This is a genomic window from Cupriavidus campinensis, from assembly GCF_905397395.1.
Taxonomy (GTDB): Bacteria; Pseudomonadota; Gammaproteobacteria; order Burkholderiales; family Burkholderiaceae; genus Cupriavidus; species Cupriavidus campinensis.
The window spans coordinates 20,680-37,662 of the sequence record NZ_CAJPVH010000051.1 but is presented as its reverse complement, the minus strand read 5'-3'; the positions used below and the strand labels follow the sequence as shown (position 1 = coordinate 37,662).

The 16,983-nt window shown below is 62.6% G+C and carries 19 protein-coding genes and 1 tRNA gene; 6 read left to right on the top strand and 14 right to left on the bottom strand.

Going from position 1 to position 16,983, the window contains the following annotated elements; genetic code table 11:
- The 3 genes from KHO18_RS22335 to KHO18_RS22325 form a co-directional block, all read left to right on the top strand.
- Positions 1-1,493 (top strand): PhoH family protein (locus tag KHO18_RS22335; RefSeq protein WP_244844999.1); only part of this gene is annotated, 1,493 nt, incomplete at its 5' end.
- A 176-nt stretch (positions 1,494-1,669) separates the two neighbouring features.
- Positions 1,670-2,152, top strand: coding sequence for a hypothetical protein (locus tag KHO18_RS22330; protein WP_144200698.1), 483 nt, complete (start codon positions 1,670-1,672; stop codon positions 2,150-2,152).
- Between the two features lie 71 nt (positions 2,153-2,223).
- Positions 2,224-2,871 carry a C40 family peptidase gene (locus KHO18_RS22325; RefSeq protein WP_144200700.1) on the top strand — a complete coding sequence of 216 codons (648 nt, stop codon included), beginning with the start codon at positions 2,224-2,226 and terminating at the stop codon, positions 2,869-2,871.
- Between the two features lie 66 nt (positions 2,872-2,937).
- Here the strand turns inward: KHO18_RS22325 and KHO18_RS22320 are convergent, their stop codons facing one another.
- The 8 genes from KHO18_RS22320 to KHO18_RS22285 all read right to left on the bottom strand — a co-directional run bounded on the left by KHO18_RS22320 (position 2,938) and on the right by KHO18_RS22285 (position 9,037).
- Positions 2,938-3,948, bottom strand: a complete 1,011-nt coding sequence (locus KHO18_RS22320) for an inorganic phosphate transporter (protein ID WP_144200702.1) — start codon at positions 3,946-3,948, stop codon at positions 2,938-2,940.
- A gap of 13 nt (positions 3,949-3,961) precedes the next feature.
- Positions 3,962-4,588: a DUF47 domain-containing protein gene (locus tag KHO18_RS22315; RefSeq protein WP_092289447.1), complete on the bottom strand. Its 627-nt coding sequence runs from the start codon at positions 4,586-4,588 to the stop codon at positions 3,962-3,964.
- A 159-nt stretch (positions 4,589-4,747) separates the two neighbouring features.
- Complete coding sequence (locus KHO18_RS22310; protein ID WP_144200704.1) at positions 4,748-6,139, bottom strand: replicative DNA helicase; 1,392 nt, start codon at positions 6,137-6,139, stop codon at positions 4,748-4,750.
- 129 nt (positions 6,140-6,268) lie between these two features.
- Positions 6,269-6,721: a 50S ribosomal protein L9 gene (gene rplI, locus KHO18_RS22305; protein ID WP_144200706.1), complete on the bottom strand. Its 453-nt coding sequence runs from the start codon at positions 6,719-6,721 to the stop codon at positions 6,269-6,271.
- A 30-nt stretch (positions 6,722-6,751) separates the two neighbouring features.
- Positions 6,752-7,030, bottom strand: coding sequence for a 30S ribosomal protein S18 (rpsR, locus tag KHO18_RS22300; RefSeq protein ID WP_006163606.1), 279 nt, complete (start codon positions 7,028-7,030; stop codon positions 6,752-6,754).
- 3 nt (positions 7,031-7,033) lie between these two features.
- Positions 7,034-7,333: a primosomal replication protein N gene (gene priB / locus KHO18_RS22295; RefSeq protein WP_144200708.1), complete on the bottom strand. Its 300-nt coding sequence runs from the start codon at positions 7,331-7,333 to the stop codon at positions 7,034-7,036.
- Positions 7,334-7,410: 77 nt separating this feature from the next.
- Positions 7,411-7,785 (bottom strand): 30S ribosomal protein S6, encoded by a 375-nt coding sequence (rpsF, locus tag KHO18_RS22290; RefSeq protein ID WP_061958219.1) that lies wholly within the window; start codon positions 7,783-7,785, stop codon positions 7,411-7,413.
- Between the two features lie 127 nt (positions 7,786-7,912).
- Positions 7,913-9,037, bottom strand: coding sequence for an asparaginase (locus tag KHO18_RS22285; RefSeq protein ID WP_211943924.1), 1,125 nt, complete (start codon positions 9,035-9,037; stop codon positions 7,913-7,915).
- Between the two features lie 107 nt (positions 9,038-9,144).
- Between KHO18_RS22285 and lexA the strand changes: the two genes are divergently transcribed.
- Together lexA and KHO18_RS22275 are read left to right on the top strand one after the other, a co-directional pair.
- Positions 9,145-9,801, top strand: a complete 657-nt coding sequence (gene lexA, locus KHO18_RS22280) for a transcriptional repressor LexA (RefSeq protein WP_144200710.1) — start codon at positions 9,145-9,147, stop codon at positions 9,799-9,801.
- Positions 9,802-9,921: 120 nt separating this feature from the next.
- A complete protein-coding gene (locus tag KHO18_RS22275) occupies positions 9,922-10,095 on the top strand; it encodes a hypothetical protein (RefSeq protein ID WP_186296933.1) in 174 nt (57 codons plus the stop codon).
- Positions 10,096-10,315: 220 nt separating this feature from the next.
- Here KHO18_RS22275 and KHO18_RS22270 read toward each other — a convergent pair whose 3' ends face one another.
- The gene (locus KHO18_RS22270) at positions 10,316-10,987 is read right to left on the bottom strand and encodes a hypothetical protein (RefSeq protein ID WP_244844996.1); all 672 of its coding nucleotides are present in this window, start codon (positions 10,985-10,987) and stop codon (positions 10,316-10,318) included.
- A 304-nt stretch (positions 10,988-11,291) separates the two neighbouring features.
- Between KHO18_RS22270 and KHO18_RS22265 the strand changes: the two genes are divergently transcribed.
- Complete coding sequence (locus tag KHO18_RS22265) at positions 11,292-12,446, top strand: hypothetical protein (RefSeq protein ID WP_211943923.1); 1,155 nt, start codon at positions 11,292-11,294, stop codon at positions 12,444-12,446.
- A gap of 78 nt (positions 12,447-12,524) precedes the next feature.
- On the opposite strand, the gene KHO18_RS22260 is transcribed toward KHO18_RS22265, so the two are convergent.
- The 5 genes from KHO18_RS22260 to KHO18_RS22240 form a co-directional block, all read right to left on the bottom strand.
- Positions 12,525-12,600, bottom strand: a tRNA-His gene (locus KHO18_RS22260).
- A 134-nt stretch (positions 12,601-12,734) separates the two neighbouring features.
- Positions 12,735-12,998: a hypothetical protein gene (locus tag KHO18_RS22255; RefSeq protein WP_369823365.1), complete on the bottom strand. Its 264-nt coding sequence runs from the start codon at positions 12,996-12,998 to the stop codon at positions 12,735-12,737.
- Between the two features lie 781 nt (positions 12,999-13,779).
- Positions 13,780-14,784: a tRNA dihydrouridine(20/20a) synthase DusA gene (dusA, locus tag KHO18_RS22250; protein WP_211943922.1), complete on the bottom strand. Its 1,005-nt coding sequence runs from the start codon at positions 14,782-14,784 to the stop codon at positions 13,780-13,782.
- 374 nt (positions 14,785-15,158) lie between these two features.
- Positions 15,159-15,719, bottom strand: a complete 561-nt coding sequence (locus KHO18_RS22245) for an NADPH-dependent FMN reductase (protein WP_144200748.1) — start codon at positions 15,717-15,719, stop codon at positions 15,159-15,161.
- A gap of 93 nt (positions 15,720-15,812) precedes the next feature.
- Positions 15,813-16,919, bottom strand: a complete 1,107-nt coding sequence (locus KHO18_RS22240; protein ID WP_211943921.1) for an enoyl-CoA hydratase/isomerase family protein — start codon at positions 16,917-16,919, stop codon at positions 15,813-15,815.
- Positions 16,920-16,983 lie beyond the last annotated feature (64 nt).

Genomic DNA, 16,983 nt, shown 5'->3' with positions numbered 1-16,983 from the left:
GCACGCCCGACACCCCGGCGCCAGCCCCGTCCGCGCCGGCCGTGAGCCTGGTCAAGCCGGCGGCCGGCCCCACGCGCCGCGCCCGCAAGACAGAGGGGCCCAGCAAGCTGTTCGTGCTGGACACCAACGTGCTGATGCACGACCCGAGCTCGCTGTTCCGCTTCGAGGAGCACGACATCTATCTGCCGATGATGACGCTCGAGGAGTTGGACAACCACAAGAAGGGCATGAGCGAAGTCGCCCGCAACGCGCGGATGGTCAGCCGCACGCTCGACTCGCTGGTCGCCGGCACCGACGGCGTGCTCGACGACGGGCTGCCGCTGTCCACGCTCGGCAACCGCGACGCGCAGGGCAAGCTGTTCTTCCAGACCCGCCTGAACGAGATCAAGCTGCCCGAGGGCCTGCCGCAGGGCAAGGCCGACAACCAGATCCTGGGCGTGGTCAGCGCGCTGCAGCAGCAGTTCCCGGAGCGCCAGGTCGTGCTGGTGTCGAAAGACATCAACATGCGCATCAAGGCGCGCGCGCTGGGGCTGCCGGCCGAGGACTACTTCAACGACCAGGTCCTGGAAGACAAGGACCTGCTCTACGCGGGCGTGATGCAGCTGCCCAACGACTTCTGGGCCAAGCACGGCAAGGGCGTGGAAAGCTGGCAGGACCCGAAGTCTGGCGCCATGTTCTACCGCCTGACCGGGCCGCTGGTGCCGTCGTTCCTGGTCAACCAGTTCGTCTACCTGGAGCCGATGGACGGCAGCCTGCCGCTGTACGCGCAGGTCAAGGAAATCAACGGCAAGACCGCCCTGCTCCAGACGCTGAAGGACTACACCCACAACAAGAACAACGTGTGGAGCGTGGTGGCCCGCAACCGCGAGCAGAACTTCGCACTGAACCTGCTGATGAGCCCGGACATCGACTTCGTCACGCTGCTGGGTCAGGCCGGTACCGGCAAGACGCTGCTGGCGCTGGCGTCTGGCCTGGAGCAGGTGCTGGACCAGAAGCTCTACAACGAGATCATCGTCACCCGCGCCACCGTGCCCGTGGGCGAGGACATTGGCTTCCTGCCGGGCACCGAGGAAGAGAAAATGCAGCCCTGGATGGGCGCGTTCGACGACAACCTCGAAGTCCTGCAGAAGAGCGATGACTCCGCCGGCGACTGGGGCCGCGCGGCCACGCAGGAGCTGATCCGCTCGCGCATCAAGGTCAAGAGCATGAATTTCATGCGCGGCCGCACGTTCGTGAACAAGTTCGTCATCATCGACGAGGCTCAGAACCTGACGCCGAAGCAGATGAAGACGCTGGTCACGCGCGCCGGCCCCGGCACCAAGATCGTCTGCCTGGGCAATATCGCGCAGATCGACACACCGTACCTGACCGAGGGCTCGTCGGGCCTGACCTACGTGGTGGACCGCTTCAAGGGCTGGAGCCACAGCGGCCATGTCACGCTGGCACGCGGCGAACGCTCGCGCCTGGCCGACCACGCGGCGGACGTTCTTTAAGTACCGCCCGCCCGGCATTGTCCGCCGGGCGGCGTTCGTCTCCTTTTTTTACCCGGCGCCGGGCGTCCATGTGGATGCCCGGCCATATCGCCATCTCGCGTCGGGCTTTGGCTGACAGCCAAAGTGCGGCGGCAGCGCTATGATCGTCCGGTGTTCATGTCGATACGGAGGCGTCGATGGACAAGCCACAATCGTTCAATCCCTACCTGTCCGGCAATCCGCGGACCCTGTTTTCCCGCCAATCGCGCGCCACGCGGCGACGCCGCATCCTGGCGGCAACGCTGATCGGCACCTCGCTGGTCATCGCCGCCACCTGGCGTCCGGCCCAGGCAGCCGAGGAAATGGTCATCCGCACCATGGGCCCCGTCAGCTACGTCTGCGGCGGCGTGGCCGAGGACGAGCGCGCCAAACTGACCGAGCAGGAAAAGAACTTCAACATGGGCATCCTGTTCACGCAGGGCCCGAATGGCGAATATCTGTCGGAAGTTGACGTCAAGCTGACACGTGACGGCCAGCCGGTGGCCAATTTCAAGGCTGGCGGCCCCCGCTGCCTGATACGTGCGCCCGAAGGCAGCTACAATATCGAAGCGACCTACAAGGGTCAGCCGAAGTCCATGAAGATCAGCACCGGCACGCGCAACGCCCAGCTTCGCTGGTAATGCTTTAACGATGCGCTAGCCGCGCTATACCGCGGGCGGACGCGTGACCCGGCAACCAAACAAAAAGAAGGATGCCGCAGCGCCCGCTTCGCCTTTTCTCTCTCGATGCCTCCCGCACCGCGGCCCTCGCAGTGAGCGCCGCCGCGCTGCTGCTGGCAGCCTGCGCTGGCGGACCGCCGGCCCGGCAAGGCGCATCCGTGCCCCGGGCGCCCGGCAAGCCAATGATCGACCCGAGCGCCGGACTTGAGGAAATCTCGATCCAGGCGATGTCGCTGGTCGGCACACCCTACCGCTACGGTGGCAACACCCCCGATTCCGGTTTCGACTGCAGCGGTCTGGTCCGCTATGTGGTGCAGCGCGCCGCCAACGTAAGCTTGCCGCGTACGACCGAGCAGATGGGCCAGCGCGGCTCGTCGCTGGACCGCAGCCAGGTGGCCTCCGGCGACCTCGTGTTTTTCAACACCACGGGACGCGCCAATTCCCACGTGGGCATCTATGTCGGCCAGAACCGCTTCGTCCACGCGCCCGCCACCGGTGGCACGGTGCGGCTCGAGGACATGGGCAAGTCTTACTGGGCCTCCCGTTACAACGGCGCCCGCCGGGTGGTGGCAGCTAGTAATTTGCCGATGATGCCGGCGCCCGCGCGGGAGGCCCCCTCGCCCGCCCCTGCGCCCGCGCAGGAAGACGACGACCCCATCGCCGCCTTCGCGCGGCAATAGTCGCCTAGTAAAAGGCGCAAAAAAGCCAGGCGAGATGCCCGGCTTTCTTGTTTCCGCGAGATCCGGTCAGAGGATCTGTCGCCCGATCCACCATGCGATGGCGGCCATGAACGCCGATGCCGGAATGGTCAGCACCCACGCCCAGACGATGTTACCCGCCACACCCCAGCGAACGGCCGACATCTTCTGCGCCGAACCCACGCCAACGATGGCGCCGGTAATCGTGTGCGTGGTCGACACCGGCACGCCAAGCGCCGAGGCGATGAACAGCGTAATCGCCCCGCCAGTCTCCGCGCAGAAGCCGCCAACCGGCTTCAGCTTGGTGATCTTCTGACCCATGGTCCGGACGATGCGCCAGCCACCGAACAGCGTGCCCATACCGATGGCCACGTAGCAGCTCACGATCACCCAGGTCGGCGGACCCGAGGCCCCCGTGGCGATATGGCCGCTCGCGATCAGCAGCATCCAGATGATACCGATGGTCTTCTGCGCGTCATTGCCGCCGTGGCCGAGGCTATAGAGCGACGCCGACACCAGCTGCAGACGGCGGAACCAGCGGTCCACGCGGGACGGCGGCGTGCGGAAGAACGTCCAGCCCACCACCACCATCATCAGCGAGCCCAGCAAGAAGCCGAGCAGCGGCGAAATCAGGATGAAGGCCACGGTCTTGATCAGGCCGTTGCCCACCAGAGCGCCGGTACCCGCCTTGGCCACCGCAGCCCCGACCAGGCCACCGATCAGCGCGTGCGACGACGACGACGGAATGCCGTAGAACCACGTGATGACGTTCCACGCGATGGCGCCGACCAGCGCGCCGAAGATGACGTAGTGATCGACGATGTTGACGTCAATCGTGCCCGTGCCCACGGTGGCTGCCACCTTCAGGTGGAACACGAAGATCGCGACCACATTGCACATGGCGGCCATCGCCACTGCATGGTGCGGCTTCAGCACGCCCGTGGACACTACCGTGGCGATCGAGTTGGCCGCGTCGTGGAAGCCGTTCATGAAGTCGAACAGCAATGCGAGCACGACCAGCAGGCCGATCACCCACAAGCTCATTTGAATGGTTTGCATGCGAGTGCGCGCCTCAGGCGTTTTCCAGGACGATGCCTTCGATGATGTTGGCCACGTCCTCGCACTTGTCGGTAATGGTTTCCAACTGCTCGTAAATCGCCTTCAACTTGATCAGGCGCTTCACGTCGGTCTCTTCCCGGAACAGCTTCGACATGGCCGAGCGCATCACGCGGTCTGCCTCGGACTCGAGCTGGTCTATCTGCTGCGCGGTCTTCAGGATCGTGCTGGCATTGCCCATATCCTCGAGCAGCCCCACAGCGATTTTCACCTGGTCGCAGCACTGCACGCAGATCGTGGCCAGGCGGCGCGCCTCGTCGGTCAGGCTGGTCACGTCGTAGAGCGAGATCGTCTCGGCCACGTCTTCCATCAGGTCCAGGATGTCATCCATGGTCGTGATGAGTTTGTGGATCTCGTCGCGGTCCAGCGGCGTGATGAAGGTCTTGTGCAGCAGATCGATCGTGTCGTGCGTGATGCGGTCTGCCTTCTTCTCGGTGGCCTGCACGCGCCGGGCATGGGCTTCGGCGTTGGGCAGGTCGTTGACGAGGGCTTCCAGCTCGTGGGCGGCGGTCACCGCGCAATCGGCGTGCTGGTTGAAGTATTCGAAGAACTTGCCCTCGGTGGGCATGAATCGGCCGAACATGAAATGTCCTTGTGGCGCGCTCGCTGGCGCGTCAGGTTGTGTTGCAAAGGAGAGCCCGGCACACGCCGGCGCAGATTGCACGACAGCCGCGCTGGGCGGCTGTCATCAAAGCGCAATATTTTACAGGGTTACGGCCCGGTCAGGGGTCGCCTTATGGGATCAGGTGTCGTTGTCAAAGAACGCCGGGCCACCGCTGAAGTTGTCGAACTTCGTGAATTGACCCAGGAACGTGAGCCGAACGGTGCCGATCGGGCCGTTACGCTGCTTGCCGATGATGATTTCCGACGTGCCCTTGTCCTGCGAATCGGGGTTGTAGACTTCGTCTCGATAAATGAACAGGATCACATCGGCATCCTGCTCGATAGCACCGGATTCACGCAGGTCGGACATCACCGGACGCTTGTTCGGACGCTGTTCCAGGCTTCGGTTCAACTGCGACAGCGCGATCACTGGGCAGTTGAGTTCCTTGGCGAGGCCCTTCAGCGACCGGGAAATCTCCGAAATTTCGGTTGCGCGGTTCTCGCCGCCGCCGGAGCCGGACATCAGCTGAAGGTAATCGATGATGATCAGGCCGAGCTGCCCGCACTGGCGCGCCAGGCGGCGCGAACGCGCCCGCAATTCCATCGGGTTCAGTGCCGGCGTTTCGTCGATAAACAGCTGCGCGTCATTCATGCGCTGGATGGCATGGGTCAGGCGCGGCCAGTCCTCGTCCAGCAGGCGGCCGGTACGCAGCCGGTGCTGGTCCAGCCGGCCTACCGAGCCCAGCATACGCATGGCCAGCTGCACGCCAGCCATTTCCATCGAGAACACGGCCACGGGCAGACCCTGCTCCACGGCCACATGTTCGCCGATGTTCAGCGAAAATGCCGTCTTACCCATCGACGGACGGCCCGCCACGATGATCAGGTCACCGGCCTGCATGCCGCTGGTCATTTTGTCCAGGTCGATGAAGCCTGTGGGCACGCCGGTCACGTCAGTGGCGGTATCGCGGTGGTACAACTCATCGATCCGCTCCACCACCTGCGTCAGCAGCGGTTGGATTTCCTGGAAGCCTTTCTGGCCCCGCGAGCCCTCTTCGGCAATCGCAAAAACCTTGGATTCTGCCTCATCAAGCAGTTCGCGCACCTCGCGGCCCTTCGGCGCGAAAGCGGCCGAGGCAATGTCGTCCGCCACGGTGACCAGCTTGCGCAGCACCGAGCGCTCGCGCACGATTTCCGCGTAGCGGCGGATATTGGCCGCGCTCGGCGTGTTCTGCGCCAGGGAGTTCAGGTAGGCCAGCCCACCCACCTCCTCGGCCTTGCCGGCAACCTGGAGCATTTCATACACGGTGATCACGTCCGCCGGCTTGGTGGCGGAGATCAGGCGCGCAATGCCCTGGAAGATGAGGCGGTGATCGAAGCGGTAGAAGTCCGATTCGGAGAGGAAGTCGGCAATACGGTCCCAGGCGGCATTATCCAGCAGCAGACCGCCGAGTACCGATTGCTCGGCCTCGATGGAGTGCGGGGGAACCTTGAGACTGTCTAGTTGGGGATCGGCGGCGGGCGCATTCATGGGGTGGGATTATAGCGGCGCCGGACCCGACCCAAGGGCGCGGCGGCAATAAAAAAGGCAGGAGCGCGGCTCCTGCCTTCTTGTGCATCGGACACACCGGCCGGGGCCGGCGCATCGATACGGTGCTGCTTAGACGTGCTCGCCCAGGACGGACACGGTCACGTCCACCACCACGTCGGTGTGCAGCGCAACGCTGACCGGGTGGTCGCCAACGATCTTCAGCGGGCCGTTCGGCAGACGCACTTGGGCCTTCTCGACCTTGAAGCCTTGGGTTTCCAGGGCTTCGGCGATGTCGGCGTTGGTCACCGAACCAAACAGGCGGCCGTCCACACCCGACTTCTGGGTGATCTGGAGGGTCAGACCGTTCAGCTTCTCGCCTTCGCCTTGGGCGGCGGCCAGCTTCTCGGCGGCGGCCTTCTCCAGCTCGGCGCGCTTCACTTCGAACTCGGCGATCGCGGTTTGCGTGGCGCGACGTGCCTTCTTCGAAGGGATCAGGAAGTTACGAGCGTAACCGTCCTTCACGCGAACGATGTCGCCCAGGTTGCCCAGGTTGATGACTTTTTCCAGCAGAATGACTTGCATCGTGTATTTCTCCTTGCGGTCCTGGGACTATCAGTTCTTGTGCAGGTCGGTGTACGGCATCAGCGCCAGGAAGCGGGCGCGCTTGATGGCCGTATCCAGCTGACGCTGATAGTGAGCCTTGGTACCGGTCAGACGAGCCGGCGTGATCTTGCCGTTATCGCCGATGAAGTCCTTCAGGGTGTCCAGATCCTTGTAATCGATCTGTTCCACGCCAGCCACGGTGAAGCGGCAGAAGCGCTTGCGCTTGAACAGCGGGTTCTGTTGCTGGAAGCGCTTCTTGTTCTTGTTGTCACGTTTGACGAATGCCATGATTCAATCCTTTACGAATGCTTTACATCCAGTGATGTGAAAGACGAGTGCCTTGCTGTTGCGGTGCCTGCGGGCGAGGAATCCTTCGCAGTCGAGCAGCGTGCCGAGCGGTAACCGCTCCAGACGCTGGCCGACGGGACCAATCCCCATCGCCGCGATGGCGAATTCCACCTGCCGGGGCGTTTCCGCCTCCATGACCTCGCCGACATGCTGCAGGATGCAGTTGACGACGGGCACGCCGGCCGGGGTGTAGCGCAGCGCATCGCGCTCCGCGAGGGTGGCGGTCAGCCTTAACTGGTTCACCGCTGTGCTCCCCCGCTCTCGCTACCTGGCCTGCCGTGGTGGATTTCGCCTGCCACGACTGGCACCGCAGACTGCATTCAGGCAGCCTGGCCTTCCGTGGTCGTTTGCGCGGCCTTGCGGGCTTCTTCGCGCTGCACTTCCTTCATCATCGGCGAAGGAGCGGTCTCGGCCTTCTTGGTCTGCACGATCAGGTGACGCAACACGGCGTCATTGAACTTGAAGGCGTGCTCGAGTTCGGCCAGGGTGTCCTTGCCGCATTCGATGTTCAGGCAAACGTAGTGAGCCTTGGCCAGCTTCTGGATCATGTAGGCCATCTGACGGCGGCCCCAGTCTTCCACGCGGTGAACCTGGCCGTTTTGCGACGTGACGAGCTGCTTGTAACGCTCGATCATCGCCGGCACTTGTTCGCTTTGGTCCGGATGGACGATAAATACGATTTCGTAATGACGCATTGACGCTCCTTTTGGATGTAGCCACCCGGGCGCCATGTCCGGTGTGGCAAGGTTGAATAGCCCGCGAGTATAGCCCGGTTCCGGGCCAGCACGCAAGCTGACATCCCGGCCGCACGCCGGGAATCCCTCAGTATTGACGGAAAACGGCCTGCAGGCGAGTCGGATCGGCGCCAAGCGACGCATCCGCCGCCAGCGCCAGCAGCAGCAGCACACGCGACTTGTAGGGATTGAGATTTCCGGCGGAGGCGAATTCACCCGAGGTCGGTCGCGGGCGTGCCGGCCCCGCCACATGGCCGGCGCCCGTGCGCGAGCTTCGCACCACGGCCACCCCCCGTGCGGCCGCATCGGCCAGCGCGTCGCCCAGCGTCTCATGGACCGAGCCATTGCCGGTGGCTGCCACCACGAACCCCTTCACGCCGGCCGAGACCATCGCATCCACGGCCACCCTGCCCGGCTGGGCATAGCTCGCCACGATCTCGACGAGCGGCCACGCCGCGGGCACGGGCAGCGCGGGCGCGTCATTGGGGGCCAGCGCACGCGTGAAGCGCACGTAGGCATCCTGCACGAAACCGATCGGACCGCCTGCCGGCGACGTGAACGCATCCACCGCCGAGGTATGACACTTGGCGACATCGCGCGCCGCATGAATCTCCTGATTCAGCACCACGAGCACGCCCTGCCCGCGCGCTTCCGGGCTTGCCGCCACGCGCACCGCGTCAAGCAAATTCAGCGGACCATCGGCCGAGAGCGACGTGGAGGGGCGCATTGCCGCCGTCAGCACCACCGGCACCGAACCCCGGTGCGTCAGGTGCAGGAACATCGCCGTTTCTTCAAGCGTGTCGGTGCCGTGCGTGATGACCACGCCCGCCACATCGGGCTGCGCAATCCAGTGCTCCACGCGCGCGGCGAGCGTCGTCCACAAGCTGAAGGCCATGTCCTTGCTGTCGATCTGGGCCACCTGCTCCGTCTCCACGCGAGCCACCTCGCCCAGCGCGGGCACGGCCTGGACGAGTGACGAGACCGGCACGGTGGCCGCGCGGTACTGCGCAGTGCTGGCGGAACTGCCTGATGAGCCGGCGATGGTGCCGCCGGTGGCGAGCACGACGATACGGGGCAATGACGTAGACATATAGCGAGAAAATCGAGCGAAATGAGCGCGGGTCCGGGCGATTGTAACTGTGGCGCGCCGGACGCCGCGCCTCTCGCAAACCCGTGCCGCCGGGCGCACTGGCGCTGCCGGGGTGTCGCGCATGCCCGACATCGTCCCTGCAAATTGTGCTTGCACTTCACTCGATACTGTATAAAATCACAGCATACTGTTTAAACATACAGTGCTTCGGCACGAGAGATCGGCGACCCATGGCGACCCTGACACCCCGGCAGCAGCAGATCTTCGACCTGATCCGCAACACGATCCGGCACACCGGCATTCCGCCCACCCGCGCGGAGATCGCGTCGGAATTCGGCTTTTCCTCGCCCAACTCTGCCGAGGAACACCTGCGGGCACTGGCCCGCAAGGGTGTGATCGAACTGACGCCAGGGGCATCGCGCGGCATCCGCCTCAAGGTGGCACGCAGCGATTCGGAGATGCCAGACCAGTTCTCACTACCCATGGCCGGCGTGATGCAGTTGACGCTGCCGCTCGTAGGCCGCGTGGCCGCAGGCAGCCCGATCCTTGCCGCCGAACACATCGACCGTCAATACCAGGTGGACGCCTCCGTATTTGACGATCGCCCTGATTACCTACTGCGCGTGCGGGGCCTGAGCATGCGCGATGCCGGCATCCTCGACGGTGACCTGCTGGCCGTGAGGAAAGCCAGCGAAGCGGCCAACGGCAAGATCGTCGTCGCACGCATCGGCGACGACGTGACCGTCAAGCGCCTGAAGCGGCGCGGCGACATGATCGAGCTGATCGCCGAGAACCCGGATTTCGAGAATATCGTGGTGCAGGCCGGCCGCGAGGAATTTTCCCTGGAAGGCATCGCCGTTGGGCTGATCCGCTCCTCGGGCTTCTGATTTCCGAGACTGGGCAGGCGTCCGCCTGTCCCGGTCCCCAGATTTGCATTGCCAACGCCGCCCCGTTCTCCCCGGACGACGGGCGCGGACTCCTGCTGTCGCAAACTTCGAGGTGCCGCCATGCTACAAGTCAACCACACTGCTTCCCGCCGCCCGGTCAAGCCCGTACCGTTCCGCCAGACCAAGGGCGTGCGCGTCTACCAGGGCGCCCAGCGTCGCACGATGGTCGGCAGCATGGCCGCGATCTGCCGGATGCTGGAGCTTGCGGATATGCCCGGCAAGCTGGACGCATAAGCCGCTAGCGGCGGATCCGCGCCGCGAAAATCATTGTAAATTGTGCAGTTGCGAGCCCACCACGTGAAATTAAGAGAACGATTAATTCTGCGGGGAAGGTGCTTTACACTCGATGGCGCGCACCCGTAGTCCTGGCGCATTGGCGCCGATGCGCGAAACCGGAACTTGTCGACCCGCCGAGTGCCGGTTTTTTTTCGCTCCACCACCTGGGTCGGGCTAATCAACCTGGGTACATGCCTGTCATGTTCTTGCGCAGGCGATCCCACAGCATGCGGACGCGCCGTACAGTCGCGCTCAAACCCGCCGAATAGCCGGGATCGTAATAGTGAATCAGTAACGACCGGCGCTCGCCAACTTCCACATCCAGATTGGCATGCTGGAGCACAAAGCCGTTGAAGACATAGACGCTACCCGGCTCCACCGGCACGCGATTGCAGCGGCCACGCCGCAGATCGCGAAGTGTCAGCCATTTTCTGAACGGGAACGGCAGATTGCGCTGAATGCCATGGCGAAGCTTGCAGAAGACATTGCTGACCGTGGATACCGCCACGCGCGGCGGGTGATAAACCAGCAGATCGCCGTTGCAAACGCCATCGGGCGCGAGCTTCAACGGAATCAGCAGCGTCAGCAAATGCGAATCGTAGTGGCGGCAATGGCTCTCGTTGCGCGTTGACGTGCTGGCACAACGAATCACGTGGAATGCCTCCCAGCGCAAAGACTTCTTCAAGAGTGTGGCGGCCAAGGCCCGGGTCTCGGCGCACACCGTCTGCTCAAGCTTGCGGAAGGCTTCATTGCGGCGCAATAACTCGGCCATCGCGAATGGCTCGGCGCGCTCAGGCTGTTCGCCGAAGGATCGATCGATGGCCGCATTTATTTCAGCCAAGGTCGGCATCGGGATTACACCGGAGAATGCCGCCAGTGCGACATCAGGGTTGAATCGAATTCGCTCCGCCACAGTATGACCTCGCGCTTCGTGTAGGCGATTGCCTGGATGATATGGATTAGACCAGTTGGCCCGTCGTGAAGCGTAGCGAAAATCATTCTCGAAAACCTGTCGTTATGTGTGCTGGCACACACGATCAGGGAACAACGTCAACGATACACACGCCCCGACGGTTTTCCGGCACATGAACCGATCAGCGATTATTCTTTTGGTGAAGAATCGACGGGCACTAGCTGGCTACGTAAGGAAAGCTATGAGGACAAGGCTGGCGGCATGGTTCCTGGTCATCGCTGCGCTGATTTCAGGGCCGGGGCTTGCTGCCGAATTCGGCAGCAAGGGCGGCCCCGAGCCTGCCAATATCGATCAAATTGCCGCCCTTCTTCACGAAGCCCCCTACGACCTGGAGCTGCTGATCAGCTTCGGGACATCAAAGGGCGGTTCGGCTGGCCACATCGCCCTGGGTGTCCGTGACGACGCGCTAGGCGATGACATCGTCTATTCGGCAAACTTCTACGCCGACCGCTCGCCCAAACACGAGAATGATTTTTACACCGCCGATCTGATGGCCGGCATCCCTAAGAAGGAATATCTGTTCAAGACCGCTTCCTCCATCGCGGAAAAGACGATGTTCGGCCTCGACTATGGCGAGATTTACAAGCGATCAGTGATTGGTGTGCGAGTCTTCGGCGTGCCTACTCAGGAAAAGCACTCGCTGGTCGATTACTTCCGCCGCATCAATGACGATTACCATCGACGGGCAACGAGCACCGAATATCACAGCGGCACGATCCAGTACGATTATTTGCGCCTGAACTGCGCCAAGACTATCGGTGCCGCATTCAAGTACGGTGCCGGCTACAAGGATCTGGCGATAAAGAGTCCCAAAGTCCTGTCCGGGCGGCGCGTGGTAGCAGCTGCGACCGCAAACATTCCCACGGAGATGGCGATGAAGCTAATCAAGGAATGGGGCAAGCGCGGCTACGGTATGGACGTGGTGCTGTACAAAAAGTACAGCAACTCCACCTATGTGGAACCTCGCGAAGAGGAGCGAGTGGCATTCAAGGACCTGCCCAACCGCTTTCCCTCCGTCCTGTCCCTCGATTTCCGCAGGGAACAAGGCGCCTATCGCGACTTCGACAATCTTTATGCGATGTACCTGTTCTACAACCTGGGCCGGTTCAGCGTGCGCGTGAACGAGCAGACGCTGCTGCTGGAGGTCGAGAAGGACAAGGAACCGATGCCCTATCTGCAAGCCGCTGAACTGGCCAAGGCCAGCGCTAAATCGGACAGCGAGAAGTTCCGCCGTCACGCCGTCTTTGACCCGCTCGGCACAAAGATCGGCGAGACGCCGGACAACACCCATCTCTACAATTTTCCGGAGGGGAAGCAAGGAAGGACTTCGCCCTAAGCCCGGCCAACTGACATGACAACACGCGCGTAGAAAAGCAAAACGGCCACTGAGAAGTGGCCGTTTTGTTAAGCAATTTGGGGTGGCTGATGGGACTCGAACCCACGACGACAGGAATCACAATCCTGGACTCTACCAACTGAGCTACAGCCACCGTAGAGGTTTTGCCAGCTTGCCGCTGGCGCTTTCGCTATCCGGCGTTGCCGTTCAACGAAAACCAAGATTCTACAAGGATCTTCAGAGGATGGCTAGTATTCCGCACAAAAAAATTTCACCTTCCTACCTGCCTTATCGACTGCCGTGCCACTTCGCTTCCAGCAGCACCGCCTCCTTGATCGCGGCAACGGTCTCGGCCTCGCTCGGAAACAGACCGAGCAGTCGCCGGGACTTGCCGTTGAGCACATCACGCTGCAATGCCTTGCCAGCTTCCACTGACGTGCCAGCATGCCAGCAATACCGCGCAGTCCATTTGCCGTCCTGCAGGCGCTCGGCCACCCAGATCAGGCGGAAATCCTCAAAGACCTCGCCGAATGGCTCTTCCCCATCCACCATGAGCTACCCCTCAGGGCTCGCTTCCGATCTATCGCGCCGGCCCGTGCTCGTGCACGCACTGCGACGCCGACAACCGGCCAGCCCACTTGCTTTTCCCCCACCGAAATCCCGCTTGCGCAGGATTCACAGGCCACATGCCGACTGTCGCGGCATTGACGGCATCGTAACATGACGAAAACGTCGCTTACCTACTTTCAGGCATGCGATTCTCTATAGCGTGGAACATCGAACACGATTTCGCCAACTCAAAATGTCCATCGACTACCGCACGAAAAACGCGGGGCGCCCCACCAACGCAGGGTTCTGGCGCAATTGGTGCTGATAGATACTCTTTCGCGAGGGACATTGACCCCCCTCGACATTCCCGTCAGGCGGCCTTGGTAACCAAGAGTCGCCTGTTTTTTTTTGGGGGATGCACAGATGCGAGGGCAAAAAAAAGAGCCCGCCGTAGCGGACTCTTAAATTAGCGATCTCAATGCCCTGAAGGCAGAGTCAATGTAGTTGGCCCAGATCGTGAGCACTATTCGGGCAAACCCAAGTGCGGTGGACAAAAAAAGAGCCCGCACACGGCGGGCCCAATAATCAGTTGAAGAAAGCCCTGTATTCGAGGGCAAGCACAGTGTAAGAAGGTGGCCGCCAAGCGGCGAATTAGGGGAATCCCTTTGCTGGTGCGGGATTCAGCGCCACCGACCGCCCAATACACCGCTGCGCGCACCCGCACGGGCACCCTGCATAGAACGATCGTTCGAAATTAGAGTCTTCCCTCGATTCAGCTGGGCGATCAGGCCGCCTCAAGCAGGTCCGGACGCAAATGACTGCGTGCTTCCTCGAAGAGCGCATCCACGGCCATGCGGCTACGCGCGGCATGCATCCGGCGTGCATCTGACAGCACACGACGCCAGCCCCGGCCACCGTGGATGCCACGATGCAAGCCCAGCATGTGCCGCGTAACGGCGCCCATGTAGCCGCCCCGCTCCACGAAAGCGCCGATATAGTCCTGCATCGCCAATTCCACCTCCTGCCGCGCGGGGATGGGCGCGTTCGCGCCATAGAACCGCGCATCCATTTCCGAAAGGAAATACGGCTGGTGATACGCCTCGCGGCCAATCATCACACCGTCCACGTGTTGCAGGTGCTCGGCGATCTCGTCGTAGGTCACGACGCCGCCATTGATGAGAATCTCGAGCTTTGGAAACTCGCGTTTTAGCTGATAAGCAACCTCATAACGGAGCGGCGGGATTTCTCGATTTTCCTTCGGGCTCAGGCCCTTCAATATCGCGTTGCGCGCATGAACGATAAACGTCTCGCACCCCGCATCGGCAATCGTACCGACAAAATCGCGGACAAAATCGTAGTGTTCGATCGTATCGATACCGATCCGATGCTTGACCGTCACCGGAATGGACACCGCATCGCGCATCGCGTGGACGCAATCTGCCACCAGGGTTGGCTCCGCCATCAGGCAAGCGCCAAAAGCACCACGCTGCACGCGCTCCGACGGGCAACCGCAGTTGAGGTTGATTTCCTTGTAGCCCCATTGTTCGCCGAGTTTTGCAGCCTGGGCAAGGTCCGCGGGCTCGCTACCGCCCAGTTGCAGCGCCACGGGCTGCTCGCCGGCGTCGAAGTCAAGGTGCCGCGCCACATCGCCATGGAGCAACGCGCCAGTCGTCACCATCTCGGTATACAGCCAGGTGTGCCGGCTCAACGCACGGTGAAAGGTGCGGCAATGGCGGTCAGTCCAATCCATCATCGGGGCAACCGAGATGCGGCGGGGATTTGCGGTCATGCGGATCTTGGGATAGCGGATGGAGCCTGGGGACAAAGCCCGGCCATCGGGATGGCCCGCAGTATACGTGGTTTGCGGGGCATCGACAGGGGATGCGCCGGCAGCACACGCAGCGGCCGAGCAACAGAAAACGGCGCCCGAAAGCGCCATTTTCTGTTGCTCGTGATGCGGGTGCATCAATGCATGAACAGCCAGATCAGAACCAGCACGAAGGCCGGGACGCCGAGTAGCCACGCGACGATGTACGGCATGGTTTTCCTCCTGTGTATCTGTAGTGGGCTTGATTCCACTATAGAAACACGCACCTGCCGGCGATGTCGGAGCCGCCCCGCTTCGCTATGTAGGACTGGGCTGACCCTCCGTCCCCGCCTGGATCAACGGGCGGCGTTCTTGTCGATCCAGCTGGCAAACGTCGTGAGGTATTTGCTCAGGAAACCGCGTGTCGATTCGTTCGCAATCCCGCCCTGCGCGTCGAACAGCTTGTCGACACCGCTGATATAGGCCTCGGGCTGTTGCAACACCGGGATATTGAGGAATACCAGCGACTGGCGCAGGTGATGATTGGCGCCGAAACCGCCGATGGCACCCGGCGATGCGCTGATCACGCCGCCTGGTTTGCCGTCCCAAGCGCTCTGCCCGTATGGGCGCGAGCCCACGTCGATGGCGTTCTTGAGCACACCGGGCACCGAGCGGTTGTACTCGGGCGTGATAAACAGCACCGCATCCGCGCGGCGGATGCGATCGCGGAACGCCACCCACTCGACTGGCGGATTGTCGTCGTCGTCCTGGTTGTACATCTGCAGCTGCCGGATCTCCACGATATCCAGTTTCAACTGCGGCGGCGCCAGCGCCGCCAATGCCTTGGCCAGTTTCAGGTTCAGGGATTCCTTGCGCAGGCTTCCCACCACTACGGCGACATCACGAGGATTGCTCATCACGGTTTCCTTTCACTGTTGACGGTTGAAGTACAACGGATTGCAACGGAAGCAGCGAAAACCCTGCCAGGCATGTCGCCCGGCTCGGGTTGTCTATCGACCGAGACTGGCCAGCGGATGTTCCTCGCGCCGCCACGGACTGTCGAAGAATGATCGCACACGCGCCGCGCTCACGTCGTCGAGCCGCGCCGGCTGCCATTTCGGCTGGTGGTCCTTGTCGACGGCGAGCGCGCGGATGCCTTCCACCTTCTCGCCAATGCGGAACACGTGATACATCATGTCCAGTTCCATGCGTAGTTCGTCGTCCAGTGCCATCGACCGCGCGCGGCGAATCTGCTCGAGCGTCACGCACAGCATCAGCGGGGAACGGCTGCGCAGCATCGCGGCGGTCTGGGCACCCCAGTCGCCTTCGGCATCGCTGACGGCCGCGAGGATGGCAGGCACCGTCGCGCCCGCGAACGTGGCGTCGATCTGGTCCGACAGCCGCGCGAGGCTGCTGTCGGCCGGCACGCAAGCCGCCGTGTGCTGGTCCGTGAACCTGGCGATATGGGCCAGCACCGACTCGGGGCTGGTAAATCGGGCCGCCTGCAGCGCCGCCACCATCTCGGCCAGCACGTTGGCGGGCAGGTAGACATCCGCCAGACGCGCGTACAGCGCATCGGCGGCGTGGATGACCGTGCCGGTCAGCCCCAGGTACTCGCCCAGCCGGCCCGGCGTGCGGGCGAGAAACCAGCCGCCGCCCACATCCGGGAACAGGCCGATATTGGTCTCGGGCATCGCCATCTTCGTGCGATCCGTGACGATGCGCAGGCGGGCACCTTGCGAGATGCCCATGCCACCGCCCATGACCACGCCGTCCATCAGCGCGATATAGGGCTTCGTGTAACGGTGAATCAGGCGGTTGAGCGCGTATTCCTCGACGAAGAACTGGTCCAGCAGCGGGTCCTGCGCATGCCAGGCCTTGTGGAACCAGCGGATGTCGCCGCCGGCGCAGAACGCCTTGCCGCCCGCGCCCGCCACCACCACCGCATGCACCGCCGGATCGGCCTCCCAGCGCGTCAGCGCATCCGTGATCGCGCGAATCATCTCCAGCGAGAGCGCGTTCAGCGCCTGCGGGCGGTTCAGCGTCAGGTACGCCACCCCGCCACGCTCCTCGGTCATCACTTCCGCTACTACCTGCGTCGATCCAGACTCCGTCATGTGTCTCTGCTCCTTTCTTGTTGCCAGCGATTTTACGCCAGCCACATGACCATGCCCGGGCACT